Origin of the sequence: Treponema sp. OMZ 790, from assembly GCF_024181285.1 — a bacterium.
In the GTDB taxonomy this organism is placed as follows: Bacteria; Spirochaetota; Spirochaetia; order Treponematales; family Treponemataceae; genus Treponema_B.
The window spans coordinates 542409-562199 of sequence record NZ_CP051201.1 but is presented as its reverse complement, the minus strand read 5'-3'; the positions used below and the strand labels follow the sequence as shown (position 1 = coordinate 562199).

Sequence of the window (19791 nt, the reverse complement as noted above, 5' to 3'; positions counted from 1 at the left end):
TTAACCGTAGGGCAATAACAGCTTTCGCATTTTTACGCTGTCAGCCTCTGAAAGAATAGCCGATTTTTTAAGACGGCGTACCCGTTTTTGAGATTTTTTAGTCATAATATGACCCTTGTTCATCTGCTTGTATTTTACCTTACCGTTTGCAGTAAGAGAAAATCTCTTTTTAGCAGCTCTTTTGCTCTTCATCTTAGGCATAAGTACCTCCAAAAATTATCATAAGCTTATTTCTTTTGTTTGGGACTCAATGTCATAGACATTGTACGTCCTTCCATAGCAGGTTTTTTCTCGAGGGTACAGGCTTCTTCACCCCCCAGTTTTTCCAAAACCTTGTTTAAAACTTCATAACCGAGCTCTGTATGAGCAAGTTCGCGTCCCCAAAAACGCACGGTTACCTTTACTTTATCGCCGCCGTCAAGGAATTTTTTGATATGTGCGGATTTAAACTCAAGATCATGGTCGTGTATCTTAGGCTGCATTCTGATTTCTCTCATCATTTGCTGCTTTTGATTTTTCTTGGAGTCACGGAGCTTTTTCTCCATTTGAAATCGATATTTACCGTAATCTATTATTTTACAAACCGGAGGCTTCGCGGTAGGCGCAACTTCAACAAGGTCAAGTCCGGCTTCTGCGGCCATTTTTACAGCCTCAATAGTGGGAACAATACCTGCTTGTTCGCCATTAGCCCCAATTAACCTAACCTCTCTCACGCGGATTTGATCATTTATCCGCAAACCTTTTACTTCAGCCAACGATTCTCCTTCTGCACCTTCCTTAAGCGTGCGATATAATAAAATTTAGGGTTAATTATATCGAAAATAAAAAAAATAGTCAAGCTCTGAAGATGAAAAAAGGTAAAGAGGAAGAATATATCGATTTTATCGGCGGGGTTTAAAAATCAATAATATTTTTCTTCTTTTTTCATTCGTTCATATTCTTCAATAGAGGAGAATTCACTAAAATCGCAAATAATATTATATATAAAAATTACCTTTTCCGTCATCATACAATGAAGCAACAAAAGAAATACGAAGTATTTTTTCGTTACATTCTATAAAAATACTCTGAAAATAATCAATAAGCTGGTTATATGGCAGCGATGCATTTATAGCCTCGTGATCAAACCCATAAGGTCTATGCATCTCAGGCTTCTTTTTGTAAATAATATCTCCAAGAGAGAATACTGTAGTCAATGATTTAAAACAAGTAGCCGGGGGTTCCGTATTAAATAGGTCGCTCTTAAAAATTACTTCTTCTATATCATCAGGAATACAAGAATAAGATCCTATATTGGGATTCTCATAGGCACTGTACGGCTTTTGCATATAAACACTAACCTTGTCTTCATAAAATAATGAAATAAATTTTTCTTCAGTTAATGTTTTGATATTATCAATAACACCTTGCATGTATTGTTCCACTTCTTTCTCTTTCTTTCGAGAAACTCTCTGCTTCCAAAGGATTCCCATTGAAAAAGCATCGCAATAAAAAAGCAATAAAATTATAAATATTATGCCAAATTTACGATCTAATCTCAAATTTTTTACCTCCCCTGCTAGGTATCTCTTTATAATACTATCTTTAATTTTTGTCAACTCACATAAAAATAGCTGCAAAAATACAAGTAAATTTAGTTTCAGTCATAATATGGCTGACACCGCTCTTAACATAACTATATGATGAAGGGAGAAAATTACTGTTGCGCCCTTTAGGTCTAAAAAAATTCCAATCAAGTAAAAAGCTTCTTTCATAAAATTCATCACTTTTTTTGCATGAAAAAATCAAAACAAAAATAATTAATAAAATACATAATTTTTTCATAATTAACCCCCTAATTATTATTACACAAAATATAAAAGCAAACAAGTGTCGTAGCTGCTATTTTATTTAAGTTGCAGATTTTCCATCTAACACAAAATCTGTTAATTTTGTTATTTCTTCATCTATTAAATATGCAAAATTGCTTATAAGATAAATCTAATTCTTTCATATCATACATCCTCAATTTCGTTATTATTTTCTCACTAAAAGAAATACAATAATTAATGCAACTAGAGGAAATAAAATACATGATAATATTGCTGTTATTTTATAAGCAAATCCCAAATCACCATTTTCTGCACGTTTCTTTTGTATACTTGATATGATCCACGCTCCTAAAAACCAAATTATTCCTACAATAAATATTATTAAAATTTTTATAGAACCATAATGATAGTCCATATTACCATAATATATCCTTTTAACTAAAATTATCGTAAAAATAATTAATATTATTGAAGGCAGTATTGTATACCTAAAAATATGGAACCATGTATCAACTGCCGGACTATCAAATACAATATTTTTTATTTTTTTGTTCAATCTTCCTAACCATGAGGCAATTACATATAACAATAAAAGAATATACAATATCACCCAATAAAGTCCGGGCAAGAACGACAAAATTGTAAAAAAATTATCTATGTGGCTTGACATTTATTTTCCCTCCATATTTTTATATCATTAGGTATCTCATATGATAATAAAAATACATGTGTCATCATACACCTCCAATATTTATTTTAAATATTTATTTTAAATATTTATAAAATATTCTAACCGCATCATCCATTACATTATTTATAATAAGACTTTCTTCTTTTGTCCATTTAGGAATATATACTTCCTGAGAGTCTTTTTTCAGAGCCGGCGGATTTGTTCCGTAAAACAGTTTATTATATACATCCAATATTACACAATCCACACCATCATCATCACCTATAAACAATTCTTTCAATGTATACGCCATGTCAGATGCAATATTCCAAAAACGCAAAATAAGATTGCAATCTATGTCATTCAGACATATTTTTCCATAAATGCATCAATATCATACAATACAGCAGCCTCCATCTGAATATATAAACTATGAATTTTACAAAACGCTCTCATGTCATCTTCACAATAAAACATAATTAGTTTGTCATTTTCATCAATCAAAAACGCATCACGATTATCAGAAAACCATAAACAATAACATGTTTGATTAGACATCTTAAATTCTACTAAACAATATTCAATTTTCGTATTAAATTTCATTTAATATAATCCTAGCTTTTATTATTACACAAAACATAACAGTAAACAAGTATCGGTACTCAAGACAAGGTTTTGAGTTCATAATGTTAATCTTTTTTATATTTGTACCAATAACATATAAAAATCTTTTATTTTGAGTCAACAAATAACGAAATAAAAAAAACAATGGCATATATAAAACCTATAATTACAAATAATACAGTTCTAATTTTTATAGTCTTGACAAGTTTTTTTCTGTATTTTATTATTTTCTCTGTATCATCATCCCTAAATTCCAATGCCTTTTTCTTAATATATGAATCAGGCATTACCCATGTCCAATTCCCCTCATTATTTTTATGATTCCAATATTTACCGTAATAATGTCCTTCTAAAAAAGCAGTTTCTACAAGAGAATTATAATCTAATCCGGGTATTCTTTTTTGATAAAAACCTATAAATATAGATAATATAAAACATGATATAAATAAAAAAAATACTCAAAAAAGCGCATAATATTAAAATTGAAGCAGCCATATCACACAATCTCCATATTAATTTTTTTCCATATAAGTCCCTAGAATATTTTTAATATCATACTCTGAAATATTGTAATTATTTGCATAGTTTATATATGATAATTCTTCACAATGAATAACGAAAACAGTAATGATGATAAACAAAAAACTTACAATATTTTTTTTCATTCTTTTAATCTCCTTTTATGGAAAGTGAAAACAATCAGTTAGGTAAAATTTAACACAAATCCGTAAAAACTACCAGAGCTTTGGCGTAAATCAAAATACAAAAATATCTTACCTCATCCATTGACAAAATTTTTCTTTTCGGGTAGCATGTCGCCTATGTCTAACAATATAGTATACTTAAACTCGGAGCTAAAAGGCTACGCTTTTTATACGGAAAATTCAAACGATATTTCGGTTCTTGCAGAGCAGATAAGAACCTACACTTCAAAAAAAAGAACTATCTTGGATCCCCGAACAATAGTATTTTTAAACATTGTGCTTTCACTTATAACTACGGTTTCTTCTTCCCTTTCTGCAAATATTTTTATTTTTTTTGTATCCTTGAGCATTGTCTGCCTTTTTAAAATGTACAAAAAGGCAATAAAATATACCTTAATATTCTTTTTAGCGCTCGCTCTTCCTTTCGGGATAAGAGCCCTGCCCGATCTGCCTATACAGTTTTTGATTAACTCCGTTTCCCTCATCGCAATGGGTGTGCAAAAATTTTTACCCTTCCTTATGGCGGCAACGGTAATCTTTAACAAGGTAGATACAAAGAGCCTCGTAAGTTCTTTAAATAAAATGAAGCTTCCTAAGGGCATAATGCTCGGTTTTACGGTTGCTGTGCGTTTTTTACCTACAATAAAAAAAGAAATGAACATAATCACAAACAGCATGAAAATGAGAGGTATCGAGCTAGGAGCAAAAAGTATTTTTTTTCATCCTATCAGAAGTCTGGAGTATGCTCTCGTTCCTGTTCTTTTTCGGGCCGTATCTCTTGCGGATGACATGACGGCTGCAGCCCTTGTCAAGGGAGCCGAATCACCAAAAACTTCAGCCGAACTTTTCAAAATAAAATTCGAAATAATAGATTACGCCTTCACCCTGATCTCCCTTTTTGTTGTCGGTGCTGCAATAATCTTCGACTTCGATTCCGTATTTATAAAGCTTTTTTAAAGGAATATAAAATGAATAAGGCAGTAGAATTAAAAGATGTTTCCTTTATATATGAATCCTCAAAAGACGGAAGAGCAAATTTAAAAAAGACTTCTCTTAATATCAAAAAGGGAGAATTCTTACTTGTTACAGGCATAAGCGGCTGCGGAAAGTCTACGCTGACAAAATGTATTAACGGCCTTATCCCGCGGTTTTACGAGGGAGAATTTTCAGGTTCCGTTTTTATAAACGAAGAAGATGTTTCGAATTTCAGCATAGATGAAATTTCAAAAGATATAGGCTCGGTTTTTCAATCACCCAAGAGTCAGTTTTTTACCGATGACGTAATTTCGGAGCTCAGCTTTCCTTGCGAAAACTACGGGCTTTCCCGCGATGAAATAATAGAAAGGATTGCCGAGGTTTGTTCTATTTTACACATCGAAAACCTCTTAACCGAAAAACTTGAAAACCTTTCAAACGGGCAAAAACAAAAAATAGCTATTGCCTCAATTTTAACCTTGAGACCTAAGATTATAGTTCTTGATGAGCCCTCATCCAATCTGGATTTTAACTCTATTCTAATTTTGGCAGATATTTTAAAAATTTTAAAACAAAGAGGCTTTACTATAATCATAGCGGAGCACCGTCTTCATTATCTAAAAGATCTTTTTGACAGAGTTATCTATATAAATGAAGGAAACATACAAGACGAATACACTCGTGAAGAATTTTTAGCCCTTAAAAATGAAGACTTAAATTTAAAAGGTTTAAGAAGTGTGCATCTTTTTACAAATGAAAATGAAGCGGATGCCGTTGACCTTATACCGAATAAATTCAGCTCGGATAAGAAAGGCGAAAAAATATGCAGCCTTTCGGATATTTCGTTTTCGTTTAAGGACGGAACCGAGATTTTAAACTCGATCAACTTAAACCTTTACAAAAATGACATTGCCGCCCTTACCGGGAAAAACGGAGCAGGAAAAACAACCCTCGCAAAAATCATATCGGGTATTTACCGCCAAAGTTCGGGCTGCATTAAATTCGGAGAAAAAATTCTAAACGAAAAAGAAAGAGTGAGCCGTACAAATTTTGTTCTTCAAGATGTTGAATATCAGCTTTTCGGTGCCGATGTTTTTTCGGAACTTTTGATAGGAAACAAGCAGCTTGAAAACATAAACGAAAAAATAGAGAAGGCCTTAAAGAAGCTCAACCTTTACGATTACAAGGATGAGCACCCCTTTTCTCTTTCGATGGGACAAAAGCAAAGGCTTATAATTGCCGCCACCTATGTAAGAGGCTGTCCGCTTACAATTCTTGATGAACCGACAAGCGGCTTGGACTACGGAAACATGATCAGGGTAGGAGAACTTATCGAAGAGATAGCAGAGACTTCTGCAGTGCTTATAATAACCCATGATTTTGAATTTATCTCGAAGATATGCAACAGGTTGATTCTTTTAAAAGATAAAAAAATAGCCTTAGATTCAAGGCTCGAGAAACACGACAAAAAATTGGAAAGTATTTTTTCTACATATTTATAGGGCACTTCTAAAAATCTTGTCGGATTTTCAGAAGTGCCCGACAAGTTTTTCATAAGTCTTGTAAAGACTTATGAAAAACATTGCAAAAATCTAAGGAAAGCCTACAAAAACTGATGTTTTTATAGGCTTCCTCATTAATGATGGAGGACTTTATGGAAAAGTCAAACAAATTTAAAACAAAGGATTTTGTTTTTATCGGAATAATGACAGTGGTTTATATTGCGGTCTTTATGGTCATAGGTTTTGTTACTGCGGCAATAAACCCTTTTTTACATGCTTTTGCCCCGGCCATTTCGGGACTTGTAGTCGGAACAATTTATTTATTCTTGGCTATCAAGGTTCCCAAATTCGGAGTTTTTACTCTCAGCCAGCTTTTGCTCATCATGGTTGTTTTGATTTTGGGAATGGGATACCTTCCTTGGCTGATAGGTATGTTTATCGGAGCCTTGATGGGCGACATTGCAGCCAATACCTCGAAGTATAAGAACAAGTACACGATAGCCGTTGCAAGCGGCTTTATGTGTTTGGGAAGTGCTTCAGGAGGCGTTATCCCAATCCTTTTCTTTGTAGAGCATTATAAAAAATTCTGCTTTGAAAGAATGCAGATGAATGAGGCTCAGGTTGAACAAAGCGTTGCTGCAAGTGCAGGATACCTCGGAGTCATCATCTTAATTGCAACCTTTGCCTTGGGCTTTGTAGGAGTTCTTATAGGCTCAAAAATATTGGGAAAGCATTTTAAGAATTCCGGAATAAAATAAAATACTCAAAACGGTACATCCTTGTACCGTTTTGAGTTTCGAGTTTTAGACTTAGGTCTAAAACATCGTGAGAATACCACCACGGACATCCATGTCCGAAAATGAGTTAAGAATATTATTCTAAACCCCATCAAATTATCTTTATTAAGTTGAGTGTAAGCTCAAGGTTTTGCGGTTTATTTTACCTTTCAACATGCCAGTCTTTAATTGTGCGTTTATCTTCATCAAAGCTTGAACCTATTGCTATTACCTTCTTGCCTGTCCCCGAGTACTTGTCTGCGTAGCCCTTTTCTTTTATTTGGTTTATAGCATCTTCGGCCGTTCCGTTTGAGGTGAGTTTAAATTCAAAGATATAAACCTTATCGCTGAATTCCACAACACAGTCAGCTCTCCCTGTTGCACAGCGGACTTCAGTATGCACAAACTGGTTCATAAGGGCGAAGACAAGATAGACGGCGGTCTGATAGTTTTGCTCACGCAAGGCCAGGTCTTTTTCTGTTAAGCTGTCGTAAGGGATACCGGATATTATTCCCTTTAATTTTTCCATAAAGCCGTCTACATCTCCGGCCTCTATTTGCTCGTAAAATTCCCAAATAGAAAGCCCTGTTTTATCGGTTCGTATCGGGGTGTAGGCCGGAAGTAAATTATCCAAAAAACCGTAACGCACCTCATCATTAGGAAAACCTAAGCGGAAAAGTCTTGAAAAGTCGTTATAGTCTTTGATTGTTAAGTAGCCCGATTGGAACAAAATAGGCAGGGGGTTGATTGCATCTGCCCTATAGGTTTCTAAACCTGCCTCGTTCATTTTTACATTTCCATCGAGGTCGGGAATATTATAATAGGCTTTTTTAAGATACTCAACCAAAAAGGTCGGGGTGCCTGTTGAAAACCAATAGTCCCGCATTTTCCCGTCGGCAAAAACATTTAACAAGCTAAAAGGATTGTACATATTTTTTCCGTCTTCTGAAAATTTATAACCGTCATATCTTTGTTTTAATTTTGCGAGGGTTTCCTCATAGGTCAAATCATTATTTTCGGCAAGGGCCTCAATTTCGGGTTGAAAATCCTTTTCAAGTTCTTCTTGGGAAATACCGCAGATGGCAGAGTAATCCGACAAGAGGCTTAAGTCCCTTAAATTATTTAAATCGCTGAATATGCTGACCTTACTGAATTTTGTAACTCCTGTCAAAAAAGCAAAGCGGAGATATTGGTCTGCACTTTTTATTACTCCGAAAAAACCTTTAAGAATTGTGCGGTAGGTTTCGTTTAAGGCTTCATCTTTCCACATAGTTTGAAGAAGAGGCTTATCGTATTCGTCTATGAGGATAACTGCCTGCTTGCCTGTTTTTTCATAAATCTGTTTTAAAAGATTTCTAAAGCGTCCGTCAGGAGATTCCTCCGTTTTTTCTATCTTAAATTCATCCTCCCATTCAGATAAGTGGGCATTAAGAATATCATTCAAGGCCCTAGTGTCGGCGTAGTTTTTGGGATTAAAATCCAAATAGAGAACGGGATACTTTTGCCAGATTTCTCTTTTGTCTTTTTCGCACTCCTCAAGTTTTTCGATAGCCAAACCTTTAAACAGCTCTTTTTGCCCGAGGAAGTAGGCTTTCAAGGTAGAAAGCAAGAGGCTTTTCCCAAAACGGCGCGGCCGGCTTAAAAAGTGAACACGGCTTTCGTTCACCAATTTCCAAATAAATTCCGTTTTATCTATATAAACAAAAGAATCTTTTCGTAGAACTTCAAAACTTTGAACTCCGATAGGCATTTTTCTTTTAGTACTCATAAATATAGTATAACATAATAGGCGGCCTAAAACAAGTTCTTGACCCTGCCCCATCTTTTAATTATAATCCTTTCAAAAAGCTTTTATTGAATTTTTATGGGAGGTCTCATGTACATAAAAAAACTTATCGGAAAAAAATGTTATCTCGCCCCGATGCGAATTGAAGATGCGGAAAAATATGCTGTTTGGGCAAACGATCAGGAAGTCGCCGAATATCTTAACTTTGCTTCTTCAATTATAGGACTTGAAACAGAACGCCTCATAATCGATAGGATTTCAAAGGAGCATAATTACGCAATCGTGGATGCAGTAAGCGATGAGCTTATAGGAAACATGGGACTTATGAAGATCAATCATTTGGATAGAACGGCAGAGCTCGGCATCTTTATCGGTAACAAGGCCTACTGGTCAAAGGGCTACGGTACCGAGGCTATGTGCTTACTCATAAACTATGCCTATCAAAAACTCAACCTGCATAACATAATCTTAAATGTATATTCTTATAATGAAAGAGCTATTAAGGCTTACGAAAAAGTCGGCTTTAAAAAAATAGGAGCAAGGAGAGAGGCTCTAATCCGCAACCGAAAAATGCACGACATAATCTTAATGGATATTATCCCTGAAGATTTTTATGCAAAGCATTCCGAGTTTGAACTATAGGCTATTTATAGCTTTATTTATCCGAAAACTTTACAAAAATAAGCGGTTATGAAAAAACAAAAACTAAGCGGGGCAGAAAGTTTTGAAACTTATTATCTTTCCGTTTTTGGAGAAAGGTGGCCTGCCCTCAAAGCCGCCCTGTTAGAAGAAAACAAGGCGGAAGCCTACAGCGAAAACCTCATACAAAATTACTATCTGGATTATGCAAGCATTCAAGCCGCCAAGGCAATGCCTCTTCTTGAAGAAGGAAGCTGCCTCGATATGTGTGCTGCCCCCGGAGGGAAGACCCTGGTTCTTTTAAGCAGGATTAGGGGAGACGCCGAAATACAGGCAAACGAGCTTTCGGCCGATAGACGGAACAGACTTATAAGGGTTCTCGATGAGCACTTAAGCGAAAACGACCGAAAACGGATAAGGGTTTCCGGCTATGATGCTTCCCGAATGCCCCGCTACGGTCAAGAGCTTTACGAGAGAATTTTACTCGATGCCCCCTGCTCTTCCGAAAGGCATGTGCTTCAAAACGAAAAATATCTTAAACAATGGACAGATGCCCGCATAAAAAATTTAAGCCAAAGACAATGGGCTCTTTTATCTGCGGCCTTTTTGCTCCTTAAACCTAGGGGCTATTTGATCTATTCGACCTGTGCTCTTGCCGATGAAGAAAACGATTTTTTAATCGAAAAGCTTATAAAAAAGTATAAGGAAAGAGTAAGGCTTGAAGAAAAGCCTGACAGCCTTGGGCCCGTCCTCCCCGAAAAAACAAAATACGGATTTCGTTTTCTTCCCGATAAGGCGGAAGGAGCAGGGCCCATCTATTTTTCACTCATTCAAAAAAAAGAATAGGGCCTTTCATTCCCATAATTTTTCAAACCTTAAACTTTTTTACTTCATTTGCAAGATTTTCAATACTCTGCTTATTTTTAAATGTTAGTTGATTTATTTCTTGAATCGATTGATTTATTTGTAATGAACCCGAAGTCATTTCATTTATGCTGTTACTTATGGAGCGTGTATGTTCATCAAGTTTGATCATTTCATCTGCAGCCAGCTTTCCTCCTTGAAGCATTTCTGTAGATCCTTTCTTTATTTCTTCAGCTCCATCGCTTATGTTTCTGACTGCACGCAATACTTCAAGACTACCCTTTTCTTGCTCTTTCATAGCTTCAAGTATTAATTCTTCTTGCTGAGAAATTTTATTGACAAGTTCATATACTTCAATAAATGTTTTTTCGGCTCCTGCTCCGGCAACAGTCAGATTATCTATAATTTCTATCGATTCTTTTATTACATCTGCAATCTGTTTACCCTGCATGTTTGATTCTTCGGCAAGTTTTCTGATTTCATCCGCAACGACAGCAAAGCCTTTTCCGCTTTCACCGGCATGGGCCGCTTCAATGGCGGCATTCATTGCAAGAAGATTTGTTTGGCTTGCAATATTTTGAATTATTTCGCTTGCTTCAAGAAGAGCAGCAGATTTTGCAGCTATTTCGGTTACAACTTCATTTGCCGTACGTGCACCCTTCTTACCGATTCTTGTTTGGTCATAAACCGTTTTTATAAATTCATTATTTTTTTCGAGCATTTTTGTTACCGAAGTTATATTTGCAGTCATCTGTTCAACTGCCCCGGATGATTCTGCAACACCGGAAGCTTGCATTTCTATACCGGAATCAAGTTGACTAAGATTATGCAGAACTTCTTCGATAGTTGCGGCACTTTGAGTTACGCCGGCACTTTGTGTTATGGTTTGCTGATTGATCGACTCTATATTGGTACTTATTTGTTGAACGGCACTTGAAGTTTCCGACATATCATTAGCTAACTCGATACCGATGTTGTTCATTATTTCGGTATTTTCATTTATCAAACGTATCGAAGAACCGATTTTATCCAGAGTATTATTAAAATGAACAGAAAGCTGGGTAAATTCGTCTCTGCCGATAATAGGCAGCCTTGCCGTAAAATCATCCTCGGCTACTTTCTTTAAAGTTATTATTATTTGTTTTATCGGCTTTACAATTCGCAGGCCAAAAATAGATGAGACAATTAAAAATATCACCCACAAAATAAGACCGATAATTATCATTGATTTTAAAATTTCATTAAACTCTTCAAAAACTTCATCCTTTTGCATAAAAGCAATTAACTTCCAGTCAGGTTCTTGAATACTGAACGTTTCTGTAATCCAGTCACGGCCATCCATTTTTATGTTAAGAGTTCCCGAATCTATTTTGTTTAAATCTTTATAAGCATCCACTCCGGTTTCTTCCATTTTTTTAAAGTTAAATTCAGAATGCCGGGGATCGGCAAGTATGGTACCGTCTTTTTGGACAAGCATAAAATATCCTGATCGGCCGTGAGTTGATTTTGAAATCATTTCGGTAAGGCTTTTAAGAGTAATTTCTATACTGATGTTTCCTATGTGCTCGTTTTTTTTCGAGTATATTCCTCGTGAAAGACACACCACATGATCTCCGACAGTAGAATGGTAGGCATTGGTTATAATAGTGTTACCGCCGGCTTTTGATGCGGAAATATACCATTCCCTTTTACGAGGATCAAAGCCCGCATCCATCTCACCTTCAAAGCTCGTTGTAAAACCGCCCCACTTTGTACCCATAAAAATTTCCACATATTCCGGAAAAGCGGAATAAATTCTTTTAAAAAGATCAACAATGTTTTGTTCGGTCTCACTTTTTTCTATATCAACTAGTTCAACTTTTTTTGTATAATTTATATGGCTGTGCAGAGACTCATCGGCATTTATTACGTCCGGATGCTCAGCGAGCATTTTAAGCATGTTCTTCTTACTTTCGAAAAATAAATTTATTCCGTTTTCGACAAGTTTTGCATTGCTTAAAGTATTCTTATAGAATTGATCCATATTAGAGTCTCGTACCTGTAAACCGACTATTCCTATGACAAGCAAAATCAACGTTAAAATCACGAATGTGAAAACTAAGACAAGCTTTTTCCTAATTGAAAATGTAACACTCATAAATTCTCCTACACTATTATAAATAACATCCATCCGGCCTATCGGATCGACAAGCCGATTATACATTATTTTATCGGATAATACAAGAGAAAATTGAGATTATGGGTATAAATATTTTAAATTTACCTTCTATCCCGCGAAATTAAAATTAAGCGTAAGAGGTTTGCCATTGCAGTAAGGGCTGAGGCCACATAGGTTAAGGCAGCAGCCGACAAAACTTTTTTGGCACCTTTTAGTTCTTCTTGGCTTAAAACGGCATTGTGTTCCAAGACTTTTAAGGCACGCCTTGAAGCATCGATTTCAACCGGCAGGGTTATAAGATAGAACAAAACGGCGCAGGCAAAAAGAATTATACCTATGTTGAGAAGCAAATTCATTCCGAAGATTATACCGGCGAGGGCCAAATAGGGGCCGGCAGCCGAACCTATGTTTGCAACCGGTACCAAGGTGCTGCGCAAAACCAGCGGGCCGTATTTTTCTTTATCCTGAATGGCATGTCCTGTTTCGTGGGCGGCAACACCTACGGCTGCTATCGAGGTCTTATCGTAGACAGGATCCGACAAGCGTAAAACCTTGTGAGCCGGGTCATAGTGATCGCTTAAACTTCCGCCTACCCTTTCGATATTCACATCGGATATTGCATTTGATCTAAGCAAGAGGGCTGCAGCTTCTTTGCCTGAAATTTTTCTCATGGTCTGAACCTGAGAGTATTTTGAAAATGCAGCCTTTACCTTAAATTGAGCATACAAGGATAAAAGCAAAGTCGGAACAACCAAAACCAAATAATAGTAATCGAAATACATAAACTCCTCCAAAAGTTAGAATTTAACCTCAACGAAAATGGGGTCTCTTACACAAAGTAATTCTGAAAGGGGGATATCGACTGACCCCTTGTTACCGTCTTTAGAAGAATATCCGAAAGGAGTAATCTTTATACTTTTAATTTTTTTAGGACAGGTAATTGAAACATGAAACTTTGATCTTTTTAAATCGGAAGCTAGCTTATCTCCGTAAGCGGCCTTAATAAGTTCTTCATATTCAGCTGTTTCTATAGGCTCTCCCGTTATAGCCGGAGCCATTAAAAGTTCGATATATTCCCTGTCGTCTTCTGAAAGCAGGCTTACAAATTCTTTTATATTGTCGGGGCCTATACTCAACGACAAAAGACCGGCCTTCATATCGGTTTTGACAAAGGAGGTTTCACCATCCATGTCCTTGCTCATGATTTTGATTTTTGCATTTATGCCGGCTATCGAATTGGTAGTCATTTTTAAAACTTTTATCCCCTTGGCTTCAAGCTCTTTTTTTATTTCTTCCGTATTAAAGATTGAAGGACTTTTAGCCTTTTCTTCTGCGGTAAACTGAGCCGCATTTTCGAGAAGGGCATCTATTGTTTTTCCTGTTTGGATATCCAAGGTTACCACAACATCTCCCGACGGCTGAACAAAGACATCGGCCTTAGGCGCACAAGAGGTCAAAACAAGACCTGCAATCAGCATAAACATAATGGTTCTAATACATTTCACTTTCATTTCTCCTATAAAAACTTTTTACTTTTATAACGGATATAAATATAAAGTATAATAAGCTCAAAAAGTTTCAATTAAAAATGCTTATCAAAAAAGATACTTAAAATTCTTTTGCGGCAGAACGCAGCCAGTCAATCCATGCTTCCATTCCGTCTCCTTTTAAGGCAGATACGGGGAAGATTTTTATATCGGGATTGAGCTTCTTTACGTACTCGGTACATTTTTTCAAATCAAAATTAAAGACGCTTACGGTATCCATCTTTGTGATTAAAAGAACATCGCAAACCTGAAACATCGGAGGATATTTTAAGGGTTTATCGTCTCCCTCGGGAACGCTTAAAATCATAACATTTTTTAAGGCGCCCGTATCGAATTCTGCGGGGCAAATCAGGTTGCCGACATTTTCAAGAAAGATAAGATCCAGGTCTGAAATACCGAGGGCTTCCAAGCCTTGTTCGGTCATATCGGCATCCAAGTGGCACATTCCGCCTGTGTGAAGCTGAATAACCTTTGCACCTGTTTGCGAAATGGTCTCGGCATCTACGGCAGAATCAAGGTCGGCTTCCATAACACCGATTCTAAAATCTTTTTTTAAAGCTTCGATGCTTGCTTTAAGCAAGGTAGTTTTTCCCGACCCCGGAGACGACATCAAATTCAATAAAAACTTTTTCTCTTCCTTTAGTTTACTGCGAAGTTTTGCCGCATGGGCATTGTTTGTTTCGTAAACACCTTCTTTAATTTCGATAATCTTAAACTCGTTCATCATAACTCCCATAAAAACTTTTTGCAGGAAGCCTCAGCTTCCGAAAAAAGTTTTTTCACGTAGTTTTGCATTTTGCAAAACTACATACAATAACACGATGTTTTGTGCAAAGCACAAAACTCGAAGATAAACAGCGAGGAAGAATTCCTTCCGAGCTGTTTATCATAATTCCCATAAAAACTTAATAACATACAATTTCTTTTATCATAAATTCCCGGCCTGTAAGAATCTCATGCTCATTACAAGAACAGGAAGGGCATACGCCGTGATATTCTATCGGGTCAAAAACTTGAGTGCAACTGTTGCAGCGTACAGAAGCCTTTACCATTTCGATTTTCAGCTTTGTGTCTGCCATCCATGTCCCGTCTACGGCGGCAGGATAGCAGGCTTGAACAAAGTGAGGAACAACGGTTGCAATTTCGCCGATTTGTAAAACTATTGTATCGACCTCGCTGACATTGTTCGATTTAGCGATTGCATCAACACGGCGGACAACTTCCATGACCAAACTTAATTCGTGCATAAACTTAAATCCGGTTTTTATTTGCGCTTTGGAGAAGGTTTAAAAATCTTGTTAAATAAAATTCTACCTTCCCTTTTTACCATGTTTCTTATAACGACACCCTTAATCTTTTCGAGGGTACTCGGGCGAGCATCATAAACACGCTTTAAGCTGATGGCTCCGAAGCGGCAGCGCGTAGTACACATTCCGCAGCCTATGCACATATACTCGTCAACCTTGACGGCTCCGCATTTTAAACAGCGTTCAGTTTCAGCCTTGACCTGCTCTTCGGTTAAGGTCTTGCGTAAATCCCTAAAGGTCTTTTTGCCTTCTTCGCCGGAAGGTTCTTCCGCTCTTTGTCGGGGCAGCCGGTCAAAGCCTGCAAGCTCCAAGTTTTCACGGTCTAAGGGTTTATAATCCCTCTTTGTTCTTCCCATAACCAAACTTTGCCCCGGGTGTACAAAGCGGTGAATCGAAACAGCACCTTCCTTTCCCTGGGCTATGGCATCTATGGCGAATTTGGGGCCTGTCAACACATCGCCGCCCACAAAGATGTCTTTTTGAGCGCTCTGATAGGTAACCGGGTCGGCCTTTACGGTTTGGTTTTTGTTTATCTCGCAGGCGGAACCTTCCAAGATAGAGCCCAAATCGATTGCCTGTCCTACCGAGGTTATAACAAAGCTGCACTCGACAGTCATGGTATCGTTTTCATCATAGGCAGGGCTGAACCTTCCGTCCTTATCAAAAACGGAAACGCATTTTTTAAATTCCACTCCGCTTACCTTTCCGTCCTTAACGAGGATTCGTTTGGGGCCCCATGAGTTTGTAATCTTTATACCCTCTTCTTCGGCCTCATGGATTTCTTCGGGGAGGGCCGGCATTTCTTCCCTCTTTTCGAGGCAGAACATAGAAACTTCTTCTCCGCCTGCGCGGACAGCCATTCGGGCAACGTCAACGGCTACGTTTCCGCCTCCGATAACGATTACCTTGCCTGAAAGGCTTTTGGTTTCGTTTAAGTTTTCTTCCCTTAAAAAGTCCACACCGGTAATTACGCCGGCAGCATCTTCGCCTTCAATGCCCAAGATCCTTCCTTTTTGGGCTCCGATTGCAAGGTAAAAGGCCTTAAAGCCTTGAGCTCTAAGTTCATCAAGGCTTATATCCTTTCCTACCTCGATTCCGGTTTTAAAGTTTACGCCCAGTTCTCTTAAAACATCTATTTCGGCATCAAGAACTTTTTTTTCGAGCCTAAATGAGGGGATGCCGAATTTTAACATTCCGCCCAAGGATTTTTCTTTTTCAAAGACGGTTACATCGTAATTGTCTATTGCAAGATAGTAGGCGCATGAAAGACCTGCAGGACCGCCTCCTATAATGGCAATTTTTTTATCGTGATAGTCTCTTTTCTTTTTCGGAACATAGCGGTGCTCCGAATTAAGATCCTGCTCCGCTATAAATTTTTTGATATCGTCAACGGCAACGGCCTCATCGAGACCGAGCCGTGAACAGCCTTGTTCGCAATAACGGGGACAGACATGACCGCATACTGCCGGGAAGGGATTTTCGAGTTTTATAAGCTCCAAGGCTTCCCTGTATTTTCCTTGAGCTGCAAGTTTTATATAACCTTGAACACCTATATGGGCGGGACAGTTAGCCTTACAGGGGCTTGTTCCGGTCTTTACGACAACCTGCCTGTTTGTGCGGTAATCAGGATTCCAGTCTTCAGGCCCCCATCGGTGGTCTCGAGGAGTTTTTACGGTCTTTTCTTCGGGGATGGGCTTTGACGAGCAGATTTTTTGCCCTAGTCTTAGGGCATTAGACGGACAGTGCTCTACACATTCACCGCAGGCTACACATTTTTCTTCATCAATTACCGAAATATAATTTGAGCGAGAAAAATCGGGATTCCTGTACATAATCGCATTTCGGATTGCAAGGCAGCCGCAGCCGCAGCAATTACAGATAGCATGAGTTTTTCCCTCCCCGTCCAGGTTCGGAATATCGTGCATGAGTCCGTTTTCTTCAGCCTTTTTTATAATTTCAAAGGCTTCTTCACGAGTAATCTGCCTGGCTCTTCCGGTTTTAATATAATACTCGGCTCCATGTCCCATCTGAATACACATATCTTCTTTTAGATGGCCGCAGCCTTCTCCCATCTTTTCGCGCACCGTTCTGCAAGAGCAATCGGAAACACTGAAAATAGTATGCTGATTAAGGTAATGAGAGATTTCTTCATAGCTTGCATGATGGGTGTCGCATTCTATTGCACTTTCAATAGGGATTACCCTCATCGGGGAAACACCCATGGGCAGAATGCCGGGAGCTATTTCTCCCTTCTTTTTGCCGTAGGCATCGAAGGCAATGGTTATTTCGGGATGGTTTTCGGTGAGTTCCTTATTGTTGTTGATCATTTCCATAATGCCGGGAACCCAGATTTCGGTCCAGTACTTATTTACTCCGTCGATTGTGTTGGTAATACAGCAGCCCACATAGGCCAGCTCCCAAAGGATTTTTTCGGTTTCCTCTACGGTTTTTCCGCATAGAGGAGCTATATCCCGGGCACTCAGGGGCGTTCTGATTTTTAAAAACATACCGACCTTTGCCATTTCGTCCGAAACGATGTTTTCCATGACATAGTATTCGGGATCATCGTAGGTAATAGACCTTTTGGAACCCGGTTTTGTCCGGTTTAAATGGTTGGCAAAGTCCAAAAGAAAGGGACTCTTTCTTTTCGGCTTATAATCGACTGCATACAGGATCTTTTTAGGCTTGTCTTTTTTACTCATAAAGCATACTCCTTAAAAAACTTTTGCGGATGCACCGCAGGCACATATCTTGAATTTTATCATAAAGCCGGAAAAAAGTAAATGCAAAAATCACTATGAAAAGAGATAAATATAGTATTTAAATAGGGAGCGGTATCTATACCTTTTAAAATTATTTAATCTATGGTATAATACCGATAAGAAATGTACATCCTTGTACATTTCTTATCTTAGAGTTTTGCTTGCAGCAAAACTCTCCAAGCGTGGAACCACGGACATCCGTGTCCGATTATGAAATGTACATCCTTTCGCCATCCGCGGCGGAATATAAAAGTAGAGGGAGCGGTATGAGTACGGCAAACAGAAAATACAAAGATTCGGTATTCGTTGACCTTTTCGCAGAAGATGAAAAGGCTAAGGAAAACTTTTTATCTCTATATAATGCACTGCACGGTACAAATTTACAGTTGTCTTGCCCTGTAGAAAATATAAGGCTCGATAACGTTATGTACATGAACATTATTAACGATGTTTCCTGTCTTGTGGACAACAAAATAATCGTGCTTGCAGAGCACCAATCCACAATAAACGAAAATATGCCCTTGCGCTTTTTAGAATACATAGCAAGGCTCTATGAAAAACTGCAAGCTCCAACGGACAGGTATTTAAGAAAGTTATCAAAAATACCGACTCCCGAATTCTATGTCTTTTACAACGGTACAGACGATTATCCTGAAACTACAATTTTAAAGCTATCCGATGCCTTTATTACAAAACCTGAACGAATACCGCTGGAGCTGACTGTACAAGTGCTGAACATCAACAAGAACAAAGGAGCAGAAGTATTAAGCCGTTGTAAAACTCTGGAAGAGTACAGCCTCTTCGTTGAGGAAGTGCGAACCCAAACCCGGCTCGACAGCGAAAACGGCTTTACCAATGCGGTAAAGATATGCATAGAAAAAGGAATCCTAAAAGAATACTTAATGAGAAAATCACGGGAGGTAATCAACATGTTAATAGCAGAATACGATTATGATACCGACATAGCGGTACAAAGACAAGAAAGTCTAATGATTGGCATACAACAAGGTCTTGAACAGGGTCTTGAACAGGGTATCGAGCAAGGAATTGAGCAAGGAATCGAACAAGGAATCGAACAAGGCTTATATCAAAAAGCTATTGAAACGGCAAAGTTAATGATTTCTCATCAGTACCCTATTTCGGAAATTTGTCTTATGACAGGTTTATCTAAAGAAGAAATAGAAAAACTGTAAAGCCATCCACCTTCTGTCCGTGGCGGCCGCAGGCGTATCAGGTATACGTCGAGGACACTTTTTTGCCGTACGACGCAGGCGATGCCCATCGTTTCGAAAAGAGGAGGTAATCAACATGTTAATAGCAGAATACGATTATGATACCGACATAGCGGTACAAAGACAAGAAAGTCTAATGATTGGCATACAACAAGGTCTTGAACAGGGTCTTGAACAGGGTATCGAGCAAGGAATTGAGCAAGGAATCGAACAAGGCTCATACCAAAAAGCTATCGAAACGGCAAAGTTAATGAAGGGTATGAATTACCCGATTAGCGATATTTGCACAATATCGGGCTTAAGCAAAGAAGAAATTGAGAAACTGTAACAAAGTTCGAAGTTCAAATGTCGAAGTGCGAAGTGTGAATGCCGAAGTTCAAAGTGCAAACGCCAAAGTACAAAGTTCGCCACTCGACACTCGCACTTTGTACTTT

21 protein-coding genes and 1 pseudogene are annotated in these 19791 nt (G+C 37.9%); 7 read left to right on the top strand and 15 right to left on the bottom strand.

All coding sequences use genetic code 11. The features are described 5' to 3' along the window. The 8 genes from rpmI to E4O01_RS02575 form a co-directional block, all read right to left on the bottom strand. Positions 1-201 carry a 50S ribosomal protein L35 gene (gene rpmI, locus E4O01_RS02610; RefSeq protein WP_253694103.1) on the bottom strand — a complete coding sequence of 67 codons (201 nt, stop codon included), beginning with the start codon at positions 199-201 and terminating at the stop codon, positions 1-3. A 26-nt stretch (positions 202-227) separates the two neighbouring features. Then, positions 228-755, bottom strand: a complete 528-nt coding sequence (gene infC, locus E4O01_RS02605) for a translation initiation factor IF-3 (RefSeq protein ID WP_253687231.1) — start codon at positions 753-755, stop codon at positions 228-230. Between the two features lie 222 nt (positions 756-977). Beyond that, a complete protein-coding gene (locus E4O01_RS02600) occupies positions 978-1541 on the bottom strand; it encodes a hypothetical protein (RefSeq protein ID WP_253694102.1) in 564 nt (187 codons plus the stop codon). A gap of 58 nt (positions 1542-1599) precedes the next feature. Beyond that, positions 1600-1824, bottom strand: coding sequence for a hypothetical protein (locus tag E4O01_RS02595; RefSeq protein ID WP_253687227.1), 225 nt, complete (start codon positions 1822-1824; stop codon positions 1600-1602). A 192-nt stretch (positions 1825-2016) separates the two neighbouring features. Then, positions 2017-2367, bottom strand: coding sequence for a hypothetical protein (locus tag E4O01_RS02590; RefSeq protein WP_253694101.1), 351 nt, complete (start codon positions 2365-2367; stop codon positions 2017-2019). Between the two features lie 208 nt (positions 2368-2575). Continuing rightward, positions 2576-2782 (bottom strand): hypothetical protein, encoded by a 207-nt coding sequence (locus E4O01_RS02585; RefSeq protein ID WP_253694100.1) that lies wholly within the window; start codon positions 2780-2782, stop codon positions 2576-2578. A gap of 62 nt (positions 2783-2844) precedes the next feature. Beyond that, positions 2845-3084 (bottom strand): hypothetical protein, encoded by a 240-nt coding sequence (locus E4O01_RS02580; RefSeq protein ID WP_253730168.1) that lies wholly within the window; start codon positions 3082-3084, stop codon positions 2845-2847. Between the two features lie 533 nt (positions 3085-3617). Next, positions 3618-3770 (bottom strand): hypothetical protein, encoded by a 153-nt coding sequence (locus E4O01_RS02575; RefSeq protein WP_253687220.1) that lies wholly within the window; start codon positions 3768-3770, stop codon positions 3618-3620. 156 nt (positions 3771-3926) lie between these two features. On the opposite strand from E4O01_RS02575, the gene E4O01_RS02570 reads away from it, so the two are divergent. From E4O01_RS02570 to E4O01_RS02560, 3 genes are all read left to right on the top strand, one after another. Beyond that, positions 3927-4766 (top strand): energy-coupling factor transporter transmembrane component T, encoded by an 840-nt coding sequence (locus E4O01_RS02570; RefSeq protein WP_253694099.1) that lies wholly within the window; start codon positions 3927-3929, stop codon positions 4764-4766. An 11-nt stretch (positions 4767-4777) separates the two neighbouring features. Then, positions 4778-6286: an ABC transporter ATP-binding protein gene (locus E4O01_RS02565; RefSeq protein WP_253694098.1), complete on the top strand. Its 1509-nt coding sequence runs from the start codon at positions 4778-4780 to the stop codon at positions 6284-6286. 152 nt (positions 6287-6438) lie between these two features. Next, complete coding sequence (locus E4O01_RS02560) at positions 6439-7044, top strand: MptD family putative ECF transporter S component (RefSeq protein ID WP_253694097.1); 606 nt, start codon at positions 6439-6441, stop codon at positions 7042-7044. Positions 7045-7225: 181 nt separating this feature from the next. Here the strand turns inward: E4O01_RS02560 and E4O01_RS02555 are convergent, their stop codons facing one another. Continuing rightward, a complete protein-coding gene (locus E4O01_RS02555) occupies positions 7226-8830 on the bottom strand; it encodes an ATP-binding protein (RefSeq protein WP_253695158.1) in 1605 nt (534 codons plus the stop codon). Positions 8831-8938: 108 nt separating this feature from the next. Between E4O01_RS02555 and E4O01_RS02550 the strand changes: the two genes are divergently transcribed. Together E4O01_RS02550 and E4O01_RS02545 are read left to right on the top strand one after the other, a co-directional pair. After that, positions 8939-9490 carry a GNAT family N-acetyltransferase gene (locus E4O01_RS02550; protein ID WP_253694096.1) on the top strand — a complete coding sequence of 184 codons (552 nt, stop codon included), beginning with the start codon at positions 8939-8941 and terminating at the stop codon, positions 9488-9490. A 48-nt stretch (positions 9491-9538) separates the two neighbouring features. Continuing rightward, positions 9539-10333: a class I SAM-dependent methyltransferase gene (locus E4O01_RS02545; RefSeq protein ID WP_253694094.1), complete on the top strand. Its 795-nt coding sequence runs from the start codon at positions 9539-9541 to the stop codon at positions 10331-10333. 22 nt (positions 10334-10355) lie between these two features. Here the strand turns inward: E4O01_RS02545 and E4O01_RS02540 are convergent, their stop codons facing one another. From E4O01_RS02540 to E4O01_RS02515, 6 genes are all read right to left on the bottom strand, one after another. Next, positions 10356-12488: a methyl-accepting chemotaxis protein gene (locus tag E4O01_RS02540; RefSeq protein ID WP_253694092.1), complete on the bottom strand. Its 2133-nt coding sequence runs from the start codon at positions 12486-12488 to the stop codon at positions 10356-10358. A 122-nt stretch (positions 12489-12610) separates the two neighbouring features. Further along, complete coding sequence (locus tag E4O01_RS02535) at positions 12611-13291, bottom strand: zinc metallopeptidase (protein ID WP_253694090.1); 681 nt, start codon at positions 13289-13291, stop codon at positions 12611-12613. 15 nt (positions 13292-13306) lie between these two features. Continuing rightward, positions 13307-14014, bottom strand: coding sequence for a hypothetical protein (locus E4O01_RS02530; protein WP_371819607.1), 708 nt, complete (start codon positions 14012-14014; stop codon positions 13307-13309). Between the two features lie 103 nt (positions 14015-14117). Next, the gene (gene hypB / locus E4O01_RS02525) at positions 14118-14780 is read right to left on the bottom strand and encodes a hydrogenase nickel incorporation protein HypB (RefSeq protein WP_253695156.1); all 663 of its coding nucleotides are present in this window, start codon (positions 14778-14780) and stop codon (positions 14118-14120) included. Between the two features lie 181 nt (positions 14781-14961). After that, positions 14962-15303, bottom strand: a complete 342-nt coding sequence (locus tag E4O01_RS02520) for a hydrogenase maturation nickel metallochaperone HypA/HybF (RefSeq protein WP_253694086.1) — start codon at positions 15301-15303, stop codon at positions 14962-14964. A gap of 17 nt (positions 15304-15320) precedes the next feature. Next, positions 15321-18065, bottom strand: coding sequence for an FAD-dependent oxidoreductase (locus E4O01_RS02515; protein WP_253694084.1), 2745 nt, complete (start codon positions 18063-18065; stop codon positions 15321-15323). A gap of 326 nt (positions 18066-18391) precedes the next feature. On the opposite strand from E4O01_RS02515, the gene E4O01_RS02510 reads away from it, so the two are divergent. After that, the gene (locus E4O01_RS02510) at positions 18392-19318 is read left to right on the top strand and encodes an RpnC/YadD family protein (protein WP_253694082.1); all 927 of its coding nucleotides are present in this window, start codon (positions 18392-18394) and stop codon (positions 19316-19318) included. A gap of 103 nt (positions 19319-19421) precedes the next feature. Beyond that, positions 19422-19685 (top strand): annotated as a pseudogene (locus E4O01_RS02505) (hypothetical protein); the annotation flags it as partial. Between the last annotated feature and the right edge of the window lie 106 nt (positions 19686-19791).